The following is an 11,572-nucleotide window of genomic DNA, read 5'->3' as shown; positions in this document are numbered from 1 at the left end:
ATTTCGCATTGGTAAATCCGTTATTCTTGAATTTGCTGAGCAGATTGATTTCCAACTTATCTTTATTGGTCTTGCTGCTTTACTCCTCATTGGCCCCCTTTTTTACTGTTATTGCTGTTCCGTTTTGAATAAGTCTTTTCAATTGAAAAAACATTTTTCCTTACATCTCCTTCCATTTTTATTCGCATTGTCTGCTGCGGTAATGGTCAGCAGGGAATGGGTTAAAACGACGCCAACCTGGGTGTTTGTCCTTATGTTTTGTCTCTACTATGGCCATTATTTGTGTTACCTGTTGTTGAGTTACCGATACATACAACAGGTTAAAAAAGAAACCGGCAACACTTTGGAGCTACAGTGGTTACTTCTTTTGTGCTACGCATTAACCGCGATCTGGCTGGTGTATGTACTGAATATCATGGAAGAACAAATCCCTTACATCATCGGGCCGGTATTGTATTCTGTAATCGCCTATGGAATCACATGGATATATATCAGGAAAAAATATTTGGATGGTCCATCTGCTGCAAAATATCAGACCACACCATTGAGCGAGACTGAAACTGAAGAAATCTTTGAAAAGATAAAGAAGCTGGTGGTTGATGAGGAGTTGTATAAAGACGCCGATCTCAGTCTGACTAAATTAAGTAGCCGTTTAAAAGTCAGCACTCAAAAAATATCCATGGCAATTAACCTCCGTTACCAATCTAATTTTAATCATTTCATCAATCAATACCGAATTGCCCATGCCTGTACCTTGTTTTCAGATCCAGGTTTTCAGCATTATAACATTTCATTTATCGCCTATGAATCTGGCTTTTCAAGCCTGAGTAGTTTTAACAGCGCATTTAAGAAGGTAAAAGGAGTTACCCCCTCAGCCTTTCGCAAAGCGTCCGAAAAATTTAAAATGGAATCAGTTAAAACCGAACCGGTTTAAAATACCACTAACAAAATCATCATTTTAACTGACGAAATGATCATATAAGAAGACCTGTTATTCATTTTAAGCTTGTTTTACCAAAAAAACATAAAAATGAAACAGACCATTCTTTTGGCATTCATTGCCGTGATCACCCTGAACACTGTAAGTGCTCAGATGAAATCCTTTAAATTTAAACAGGCAAAAAGAAAGTATATCGTGTATCCGCCGAAGACATACGATGCAAAAAAAACATATCCCCTTATCTATAATTTTCATGGAGGAGGAATGACCGCTACAGAACAAATGTTCTATTCCGGAATGAATGCACTGGCTGATCGACTTAATTTTATTGTCGTTTACCCGGCCGGAATTAATGCCGACTGGAATGTAGGTTTTGAGATGTCATATTTAAATGGAACCGATGATGTAGGCTTCATTAGGGCACTGAATGACACTTTAAAGCAGCATTATAACATCAACAACAAAGCGGTATTTGCTACTGGTTTATCCAGAGGAGGTTTTTTTTGCCACCGTCTTGCAGCCGAAATGCCGGAGACTTTTGCTGCCATTGCTTCCGTAGGAGGCCCATTGCCAGATTCAGTGAGATATTTTAACCGTTCGGACAAAAAAATTGCGGTAATGCAGGTGTCAGGCACCGCAGACCAGATTGTTAAATATGAAGGAAAAACTGGTGCTTATAGTTCTGCACAGGAAACTTTTAACTACTGGGTTTCACATAATCATCTTTCTCCGGATCTGAAAAAAGAAAAGTTGATGGATACAGATAAGAAGGATGGGACTTCGGTACTGATCACTGAAGTTGGAGCTCAGGGGACTGGAGTAATGCTGGTCAGGGTTCAGGATGGGGGACATACCTGGCCGGGAAGTGATCCTTTTAATATAGGTTTCCCCCTGGGAAAGACAACCGCTGATGTCAATGTCAATGAGTTGATGTGGCATTTTTTCAACCGAAACAAGAAACCCTAAAGGATGAAAAGCAGGGGATTGGCTGAGTTACGCAGTTCAATATCTCGGGGATATTTAATTAAATCAAAAATGTAACTTGCAGACACCAGGATAGAATCGAAAAAAATGAATAATGGGATATTCTATATTAAAAGGACCTAGATACAAACTACATTATATCTGTTTTGCTTGCAGAAAGAACTTTAAACAACCCAATCCAAAGGATGTGGCAGAACGAAAAGGAGAATTGTCTCTTTTATTAAATGGGTTTTACTTTGTAAAGCCAAAAAAAGAGATTCCGGTGGATATTATACAATACTTACAATACGAATATTTTGATAAGAAAGTAATCTGTCCGGAATGTGGGGCTAACATGATAAAAGTGCCGATGTCTTTTGAAACTCCTCCAAAGAAAAATATAAAGGAATGGAAGATCTTACAATCATTTTATGAGGCAAAAGGATATGTGACCAATGAGCTTCCGGATAATAAAAAGATGCTGATAGAGGTTCTGGAAAATTCTTTGGAATGGCATATCAGTATGTTGCAAAATGCAGATGATCATAAGTCTTATCTGGAAAAGCTTAACGATGCAAAAATCAGACTAAAGCATGAAATCGAAGCCATCAGGAATGAACTAAATCACCTCAAGATTTAGCAAACTAAAGATCATTTATGATGATATCCCACTGCTTTGTATAAAGAAGTTTCCGATCTCAACCGGTCCCTGATATTTTTTAATGAAGTTTCTGACACTTGTAGGCAGGTACAAATAACCCATGCCATTGCTTCCAAGTAGACCCTCATGAGTTTTACTGACTTCAGAGATCAACTGATTTTCGATTTGCAAAGTAAACTCCGGCCCAAAAAAACCTTTAAAAACAGGAACGAAGTTTTTCATAATTTCAGGGTCTATATTGATTGGTTCCTGTACCCAATAAGGAACCTGGGCACCAAATTTAGATAGGGCTAACCTGGAACCTTTGTCCCATTTTCGACTTCCCGGATTGTCATTCTTTTCTTCCTCTTCTGAGAATTTGCTCAGTATGATGCGCTGTGCCGGAAGTGGAATTGGAGAATCTTCCTGCGCTACGCCAATACCGGTATCCTTATGCAAAATGACACGTACTGTACCATTCTTTAGTTTCTCCGCTTCTGCTGGCTTGTTAACGGTATACATGAACGGAATATTTGCATCCGGACCGGAATTTCCGGACAAGAAAACGCTGATGCAATAGTTCTCGTCTTCCAGCAGGTGATTGACAGCATAACCACTGTCAAAAATGTCTTTCTTTAGTGACATGAGGAGCAGCATCGGTTTTTGATTAACCGGACAAATAGGGTAGGCCTCCATATCAATGTGTGCAAGTCCGCCGATTCTTGAGCAGTTTTCGGATGGTTTTAAGTCAGTTATTTTGATATGATACATGGCTGTCGGAAATTTTTTTGTTCAAAATTGGTCATATTTTCTGATTTGAAACGTTTAATATTGAAATTATATCAGGTATTGCCCTCGCCAGTGCTTTCGCATTTGAATTGCGGCTAAGAATTGTAAAACCTCGATTTTTTTCTTTCAATACTTTGATTACTTTTGCGCCCGAATGAGAATAGTTATATTTTTCGTCTTTCTGTTTTCCCACTTGCTGTGCAATGGGAGTGATTTCCGTACAGGAACACACCATAAAGATTTTAGCCATTCTTCACATCACCATACGCTTGTTAAGAGCGAACCTTTGAATTTTGCAACTACAGATCTGGATATTACTGAAATTGAGGAGGCCGACTTAGATGAGGAGCACCTTAATGGAGATGACGTTCAGAATGGATTGGCAAATCACAGCTGTCTTTTATTAGATAAGTGGTACCTGAGCTTCTTCCCCGTTTTGATTCTGGAAGATTACCACAAACATTTTAACTCTTTTCCACCCTTTTGCGGTGACACATCTCCGATTTACATCAGACAAAGAGTCTTAAGAATCTGAGCAACACGATACATCGGTTAACAAAAATTTGATTACACCTACCTCCCGGATTGATCCGCAGGTATGATGATGGCTGTTCCAGCCACTCCAACCGATGTTTTTCATTTATTCACTTAATTTCCATTTGATATCATGAAGAAAATAATCGTGTTCACGGCTGCTATTGCCTTGCTGAACCTTGCCAGCTGTACCTCAAAAAAAGAAGAGAAGAAAGAAGACAGCAAATTTACCACTACCAACCCTTTAAAAACGGATACTTCCTTTACCAAGGAATACGTTTCGCAGATCCGTTCTGTCCGCAACATTGAGATCCGGGCGCAGGAAAAAGGTTACCTGCAAAATATTTATGTAGATGAAGGCCAGTCTGTCAAAGCCGGTCAGTTGTTGTTTAAGATCATGCCGAAAATATATGAAGCTGAATTGCTGAAAGCTCAGGCAGAAGTCAAAGCAGAAGAGATTGAACTAAAAAATGTCAAGTTGCTGGCAGATAAAAATGTAGTTTCCAAAAACGAACAGGCCATGGCTCAGGCCAAGCTGGATCAGGCAAGAGCTGAAGTTTCCCTGGCAAAACTCCATTTGTCATTTACCGAGATCAGGGCTCCCTTTGATGGAACCATTGACCGTATTCCACTGAAGTTAGGAAGTCTGGTTGATGAAGGTGCATTGCTCACCAGCCTGTCTGATAACAGTCAGGTGTTCGCTTACTTTAACGTTTCAGAACCGGAATATTTAGATTACCAAACGAATGTCAAAGCGCGTGCTGGCAATAAAGTGAGCCTGTTATTGGCCAACAATGAACTTTTGAAAGATAAAGGAAATGTAGAAGTGGTAGAAAGCGAGTTCGACAATGAAACCGGGAACATTGCTTTCAGGGCACGTTTCCCAAATCCGGACAGGTTGTTGAAAAATGGAGAAACAGGAAAAATCCAGATGATTGTTCCATTAAGGAATGCGCTGATCATCCCACAAAAAGCAACCTATGAGATCCAGGATAAGATGTATGTATTTGTGGTTGGGAAAGACCAGGTGGTGCATTCCAGAAATATCACTGTTGCGGCTGAAATGCCTGATATGTATGTGGTCAGCAGCGGCCTTTCTGAAAGGGACAACATCCTGCTGGAAGGTGTTCAGAAGGTAAAGGATGATGAAAAGATCAGAAGCGAGCACATCGAAGCTAAAGAGGTGCTTTCTCATCTGCGCTTAAAAGCAGAATAGCGGTCCAGTTTGGTATCTATCACTAAAAAATAAACAAATGTTTAATAAGTTTATACAAAGGCCAGTCCTTTCTATAGTAATATCGCTCATTATCGTGTTTCTGGGGGTTCTGGCTTTGAGCCATTTGCCGGTTACACAGTTTCCTTCCATTTCACCTCCAAAGGTGAACATCACTGCAGAATATCCGGGAGCTAACGGTGAGCTCATGATCAAATCGGTCATTATTCCCCTGGAACGGGCCATTAATGGTGTTCCGGGAATGAAATACATGGCCTCTGATGCAGGTAATGATGGTGAGGCCTCCATTCAGGTGGTGTTTAATCTCGGAACAGACCCAAATCAGGCATCGGTAAACATCCAGAACCGGGTAGCCTCAGTGGTGAACAAACTACCGCCACTGGTGGTACGGGAAGGCGTAAAAATCACCCGCGAAGAATCGAACATGTTAATGTACATCAACCTGTACAGTAAAGATCCTAAGATGGATCAGAAGTTTCTATTCAATTTCGCAGACATCAATGTACTCTCAGAATTGAAAAGAGTAGATGGTGTCGGGGTTGCTGATATCCTGGGTAACCGGGAATATGCCATGCGGATCTGGCTAAAACCCGACCGGATGCTGGCTTATAAAATCTCTGCTGATGAGGTTTTAGAAGCATTAAATCAACAAAGTTTAGAGGCCTCCCCAGGTAAGACAGGGGAAAGTTCAGGAAAAAGATCTCAATCATTTGAATATGTGTTGAAATATCCGGGACGCTTTACCACTAAAGAAGGTTATGAAAATATCATCCTGCGCTCCAGTCCAAAAGGGGAGATCCTTCGCCTGAAAGATGTGGCTAACATAGAGTTCGGGAGTTCTATGTATGATATTTATTCCAATCTGAACGGCAAAGCTTCGGCAGCCATTACCGTGAAACAATCTTATGGAAGTAACGCCAGTCAGGTGATTAAAGACATTAAGGCCAAAATGGAGGAAATCAAGAAAAGCTCTTTTCCAAAAGGAGTGGATTATGAGATCAGTTATGACGTTTCCAAATTCCTGGATGCCTCAATTGAAAAAGTGATACACACGCTGGTAGAAGCATTTATCCTGGTTGGATTGGTGGTATTTCTCTTTCTGGGCGACTGGCGTTCGACACTGATCCCCGCCATTGCCGTTCCGGTATCACTGATAGGGACCTTCTTTTTCATGCAGTTTTTCGGAATTACCATTAACCTGGTTACCCTGTTTGCATTGGTACTGGCAATTGGGGTGGTAGTCGATGATGCGATTGTGGTCATTGAAGCCGTCCATGCCAAGATGCATGAGCAGCATATTTCTGCAAGAAAGGCCACCAAAAAAGTAATGCACGAGATCAGCGGGGCTATTATTGCCATTACCTTTCTGATGGCTGCGGTGTTTATTCCTGTAGCCTTTATGTCGGGCCCGGTGGGGATATTTTACCGACAGTTTTCCATTACGATGGCCACAGCGATTATTCTTTCCGGTATCGTGGCACTAACGCTTACTCCGGCATTGTGTGCAATCTTATTGAAGAACCATGGAAAACCGCAAAAGAAAAACGGACTGGATAAGTTCATGGACGGCTTTAACAGCGGGTTTGACAAGCTTTCAGGAAGGTACCAAAAAGTGCTTGGAACGATTGTCAGCCGTAGAATGGTCACTTTTGGTGTACTGATTGCTTTCTGTGCGGGAACTTATTTCCTGAACAATAGTCTTCCTTCCGGCTTTATCCCAAATGAGGATCAGGGAATGTTTTATGCGATCATTCAGACTCCTCCGGGATCTTCACTGGAAAGAACCAATGAAATTGCGGAAAGGCTACAGAAGATTGCAGAAAAGGTAGAAGGGGTGCAATCTGTTTCTGCCCTCGCCGGATACGAGATCCTGACAGAAGGAACAAGTGCCAACTCCGGAACCTGCCTGATCAACCTGAAAAGCTGGGAAGACCGTAAACATTCGGTTGGAGAGGTGATGAAAGAGCTGGAAGAAAAATCTTCTGAGATTTCGGGCGCTACCATAGAATTTTTCCAACCACCAGCAGTGCCTGGATATGGAGCTGCAGGAGGTTTTGAACTTCGTTTGCTGGACAAAGCAGGGTCTGGTGATTTCAAGAAAATGGAAACCGTGAGTAAGGATTTCGTGAAGGAATTGAGCAAACGTCCGGAACTGTCGTCGGTATTCACTTTTTATAGTGCAGGCTTTCCTCAATATATGTTAAGGGTAGACAATGATCTTGCCCAGCAAAAAGGAGTAACGATTGAAAATGCCATGAATACCCTTTCTACCCTGGTTGGAAGTAATTACGAAACCAATTTTATTAAGTACGACCGTCAGTACAAGGTGATGGTGCAGGCCTTGCCTCAATACCGCGCATTGCCTGAAGACATCCTGAAATTATATGTAAAAAACAGTCGTGATGAGATGGTTCCGTTTTCGGCTTTCATGAAAATGGAAAAGGTATATGGTTTGTCCGAAATCACCCGCCACAACATGTACAATGCTTCAGAGATCAGCGGATCTTCGGGCCCGGGTTATAGCAGTGGGGCAGCCATTAATGCGATCAATGAAGTGGCCGAAAAGACCTTGCCAAGAGGATTTAGTATCGACTGGGCGGGGATTTCCAAAGATGAGGTATCCCGTGGCAATGAAGCGATTTATATTTTTCTCATCTGTCTTGGATTTGTATACCTGATTCTGGCTGCACAGTATGAAAGTTTTATCCTGCCATTATCGGTGATCCTTTCCCTTCCATGTGGGATTTTCGGGGCCTTTTTATTACTGAAAATATGCGGTCTGGAGAACAATATTTATGCGCAGGTGGCTTTTGTAATGCTGATTGGTTTATTGGGCAAGAATGCGGTACTGATTGTAGAGTTTGCCGTTCAGAAACACCGTGCCGGAGCAACAGTACTTCAGGCAGCGATGGAAGGGGCAGCAGTCAGGTTCCGTCCGATCCTCATGACTTCCTTTGCATTTATTGCCGGATTGATCCCTTTGGTATTCGCTTCCGGGCCAGGTAAAATTGGTAACCGTACCATCGGTTCTGCTGCCGCTGGCGGAATGCTTTTAGGGACGATTTGCGGGGTATTAATCATCCCTGGTCTGTACTATATATTCGCCCGGATTGCAGAAAAGCATAAGCTCGTTAAAAATGAAGAAGAAAATCCATTAACTGAAGAAATCGATCACAATGTATAAACTGAATTTATATCGATGCATGTTTGCGTTGAGCATAGGTCTTGCGGTAGCAGGCTGTAAAGTTCCGTCGGTTGTGACTCCGACGGCAAAATTAACTGTTCCCGGAGCCTACGACAAGGCCCGGGATACCACTAACATGTCGGCTATGCCCTGGCGCAGCTTTTTTAAGGATCAAAACCTGGTCGATCTGATTGATACCGCTCTGAAAAATAATCAGGAACTGATGATCACTTTGCAGGAAATTGAAATTGCAAAGAACGATATCCGTGTGAAGAAAGGCAACCTCTTACCTAGTGTAGGTGTAGGGGCAGGCGTTGGTGTAGAAAAAGTAGGAAGGTACACCAGTCAAGGGGCAGGAGATGCGTCTACAGAAATTGTTCCGGGTAAAGCAATGCCTGATCCACTGATGGATTATACTTTGGCCATTCATGCGAACTGGGAAGTAGACATCTGGAAGAAACTGCGCAATTCAAAAAAAGCAGCGATCAGCAGGTATTTATCGACGGTAGAGGGCAAAAACTTTGTCATTACTAACTTAATCGCAGAGGTTGCAGATTCTTATTACGAGTTGCTGGCTCAGGATAACCAGTTGCAAATTGTGAAACAGAACATTGAACTGCAAAAGAATGCATTGGAGATTGTAAAAGTTCAGAAAGAAGCAGCCCGTGCCACAGAATTGGCGGTTCAGAAGTTTCAGGCAGAAGTGCTGACTTCAAAGAGTATGGAGTTTGAAATTCTTCAAAAGATAAAAGAAACAGAGAACAGGATTAATTTTTTACTCGGCCGGTATCCACAGGAGATCAAACGTGATAAGGGAAACTTTTTAAATTTATTGCCCTCGGCAGTACATTCAGGTATTCCTTCACAATTGCTGGCCAATCGTCCGGACATCAAACAGGCAGAGCTGGAATTGACAGCGGCGAAGCTGGATGTGAAAGTGGCCAGGGCAGAGTTTTATCCTTCTCTGGACATTTCGGCAGCAGTAGGTTTACAGGCATTTAAGCCATCTTACTTTTTAAAGTTTCCCGAATCAGTGCTGTATTCGCTGGCAGGGGATATTGCCGGGCCTCTGATCAACAGAAATGCCATCAAAGCGGAGTTCCTAAGTGCCAATGCAAGACAGCTTCAGGCGATGTATAACTATGAACGTACCATTCTGAATGCCTATCTGGAGGTTTCTAACCAGCTTTCCAAAATCAGTAACCTGGAAAAAGGGTATGGACTGAAATCGCAGCAGGTAGAGGCCCTGGACAGGTCGATCGTGGTTTCCAATGATTTGTTTAAATCAGCAAGGGTTAACTATTTTGAAGTGTTGATGACGCAAAGAGATGCGCTGGAATCCAAGCTGGAACTGATTGAAACGAAAAAAGAACAACTGAATGCAGTGGTTCATTTCTACAGGGATTTAGGTGGAGGCTGGCAATAAGGCTTGCAATTTTTTTAGCTGTATTATGGAATGCCCCCGGATTTGGGGGCATTTTTATTTGTTTAAACGCTGTAAAAGGAGTTGTCCTTCTTCCCAAAGACCGAGATCAGTCTCTGAATTGATATGGCCTTTCGAACCGACATCTATAAATTCACTGCCCCATTGTTCTGCAAAGTACATTGCCCTCTGTAAATCTATGTATGGATCGTTCCGGCTTGCGACCACGATTGATGGGAAAGGGAGTTTTGACAGGGGGATAGGGGCAAAATTTCTGATGATATCCGGTGTGTGTGTGGGAGAATCTACATCTGCCGGGGCAACAAGCAAAGCTCCCTTGATATGGATGGCTGAGTGTTTAACTGCCCAATGAGCAACCAATGAGACCGCAAGGCTATGTGCAACCAGGATCACAGGACCGTTTAATACGGATAAGCTTTCATTGAGTTTTTCCAGCCATTTCTCCAGTTCCGGTTCCTCCCAGTTGTCTTGTTCAAGCCAGACTGCATTGTCGAATTCTTTTAACCAAAAGCTTTGCCAATGCCTTTCTCCTGAGCCGCCCAGTCCTGGCATGATCAATATTTTTGTTCCCATTATTTATAACTTCTTGTATTACCGAAATTAGCAGATTTCCGCTAAAACTCTTACATGAATGTTTGATGCATTATATTTTTGGGATAGTTTGTGTTGACCTCATCCTGCAGCGTTGTTTGTACTTACAGTATGGTTTTATTCAGAAGATGGCTTTCCCAATTTTAAGCGCATAATCACCTAAATCTGTGAGGTTGGTATTAGACAAGATGATCACGGTCACATCCTCATTCAAATAATGAAACCATACGCAGTTTGCACCTGAAATTCTTCCATATCGCTCCATTCTTTTGTACTTGTCGTTTACGCCTTTGGAATCCCGGATCCACGCGCTATACCCATAGTCGTCCAGGCCTGGTGTTAGAAGAAGTTCTAATGTTTGTTTTTTGATTATTTTGAAATCAAAGAGTGCATTGTTAAACTTAATGAGGTCCGGAGTACAGGAATACATTGCGCCTGCAGAATAGAAATCTCCGACATACATGGGGATATTGGGGATCAAATCACTAACCTTATCCTGTTTGTAATAGGGGGTGGCCAGGTTGTTAATGAGCTTGTAATGGGAAAGCAGACCGGAATTGGTCATTCCCAGGGGGATTAGAATGTTTTGTTCCAAGACCTTCTCATACGGCATCTTATAAATGGTTTCCAGAATTCTGCCCAAAATCATATACTCGCCATTGTTATAGTCGAACTTTGTTCCTGGTTCGTTGATGATTGGCTTTGAGCAGAATTTGTTTACAATCTCTTCCAGTGTGTAGGGGGTATGGTAAAATCCTATTCCGTATCTCATGAAATTTTCATCTTTAGCGGTGTCCGTATTCATCATTCCAGAGGTATGATTTAACAATTGATGGATGGTTACCTTTGTTCCTCCTTCTCCTTTGTAGTCAGGTAAGTAGGTGTTTATTTTTTCCTGGAGACTGATCTTTCCCTGTTCCACAAGCTGAAGAATTAAGACCGCGGTAAAAGTTTTGGTAATGGAGCAAACCTGATAATTGGTGTTGTTGGAGAGTGGAGTGTTAAAGGCCCGTTCTGCAAGTCCAAAACTTTGATGGTAGGTTATTTTTTTACCTTTCTGAACTAATATGGTGCCGTTAAACTGGTGTTCATTTGCATAGTTGCTAATCAATTTATGGAGCTTGACAGATTGGGGAAAAACGGAGAAACTTAGAATAATCAGGGCTAAGGTCAGGATATATCTCATATTGAATCTTTCTCATAAGACGGTGTAATATGCCTGCCGTTGCAATATTTTTGATATAATAAATAAG

Annotated in this window: 10 protein-coding genes; 7 read left to right on the top strand and 3 right to left on the bottom strand. The window is 41.9% G+C overall.

Annotation, left to right across the window (positions count from 1 at the left end; all coding sequences use genetic code 11):
- The first annotated feature begins 142 nt into the window (after nt 1-142).
- The 3 genes from BUC20_RS06160 to BUC20_RS06150 all read left to right on the top strand — a co-directional run bounded on the left by BUC20_RS06160 (nt 143) and on the right by BUC20_RS06150 (nt 2,543).
- The gene (locus BUC20_RS06160) at nt 143-934 is read left to right on the top strand and encodes a helix-turn-helix domain-containing protein (protein WP_159441058.1); all 792 of its coding nucleotides are present in this window, start codon (nt 143-145) and stop codon (nt 932-934) included.
- A gap of 96 nt (nt 935-1,030) precedes the next feature.
- A complete protein-coding gene (locus BUC20_RS06155) occupies nt 1,031-1,906 on the top strand; it encodes a CE1 family esterase (protein ID WP_073228717.1) in 876 nt (291 codons plus the stop codon).
- A gap of 112 nt (nt 1,907-2,018) precedes the next feature.
- The gene (locus BUC20_RS06150) at nt 2,019-2,543 is read left to right on the top strand and encodes a hypothetical protein (RefSeq protein ID WP_073228714.1); all 525 of its coding nucleotides are present in this window, start codon (nt 2,019-2,021) and stop codon (nt 2,541-2,543) included.
- A gap of 15 nt (nt 2,544-2,558) precedes the next feature.
- Here BUC20_RS06150 and BUC20_RS06145 read toward each other — a convergent pair whose 3' ends face one another.
- The gene (locus tag BUC20_RS06145) at nt 2,559-3,314 is read right to left on the bottom strand and encodes a hypothetical protein (RefSeq protein WP_073228711.1); all 756 of its coding nucleotides are present in this window, start codon (nt 3,312-3,314) and stop codon (nt 2,559-2,561) included.
- A gap of 172 nt (nt 3,315-3,486) precedes the next feature.
- Between BUC20_RS06145 and BUC20_RS06140 the strand changes: the two genes are divergently transcribed.
- The 4 genes from BUC20_RS06140 to BUC20_RS06125 all read left to right on the top strand — a co-directional run bounded on the left by BUC20_RS06140 (nt 3,487) and on the right by BUC20_RS06125 (nt 9,710).
- Nucleotides 3,487-3,867: a hypothetical protein gene (locus BUC20_RS06140; protein ID WP_073228708.1), complete on the top strand. Its 381-nt coding sequence runs from the start codon at nt 3,487-3,489 to the stop codon at nt 3,865-3,867.
- Nucleotides 3,868-3,999: 132 nt separating this feature from the next.
- The gene (locus BUC20_RS06135) at nt 4,000-5,082 is read left to right on the top strand and encodes an efflux RND transporter periplasmic adaptor subunit (protein ID WP_073228705.1); all 1,083 of its coding nucleotides are present in this window, start codon (nt 4,000-4,002) and stop codon (nt 5,080-5,082) included.
- Between the two features lie 37 nt (nt 5,083-5,119).
- Nucleotides 5,120-8,284, top strand: a complete 3,165-nt coding sequence (locus BUC20_RS06130) for an efflux RND transporter permease subunit (protein ID WP_073228704.1) — start codon at nt 5,120-5,122, stop codon at nt 8,282-8,284.
- Nucleotides 8,277-9,710 (top strand): TolC family protein, encoded by a 1,434-nt coding sequence (locus BUC20_RS06125; RefSeq protein ID WP_073228701.1) that lies wholly within the window; start codon nt 8,277-8,279, stop codon nt 9,708-9,710. The genes BUC20_RS06130 and BUC20_RS06125 overlap by 8 nt, the downstream gene beginning before the upstream one ends.
- A 54-nt stretch (nt 9,711-9,764) precedes the next feature.
- Here BUC20_RS06125 and BUC20_RS06120 read toward each other — a convergent pair whose 3' ends face one another.
- Together BUC20_RS06120 and BUC20_RS06115 are read right to left on the bottom strand one after the other, a co-directional pair.
- Entirely contained in the window at nt 9,765-10,301 is a 537-nt protein-coding gene (locus BUC20_RS06120) for an RBBP9/YdeN family alpha/beta hydrolase (RefSeq protein ID WP_073228699.1), read from the bottom strand.
- Nucleotides 10,302-10,440: 139 nt separating this feature from the next.
- Entirely contained in the window at nt 10,441-11,505 is a 1,065-nt protein-coding gene (locus tag BUC20_RS06115; protein WP_073228696.1) for a serine hydrolase domain-containing protein, read from the bottom strand.
- Nucleotides 11,506-11,572 lie beyond the last annotated feature (67 nt).

It is taken from the genome of Pedobacter caeni (genome assembly GCF_900129215.1).
GTDB classification, from domain to species: domain Bacteria; phylum Bacteroidota; class Bacteroidia; order Sphingobacteriales; family Sphingobacteriaceae; genus Pedobacter; species Pedobacter caeni.
Note: the sequence above shows the minus strand (reverse complement) of the source record. Positions and strands in the feature narration are given on the sequence as shown.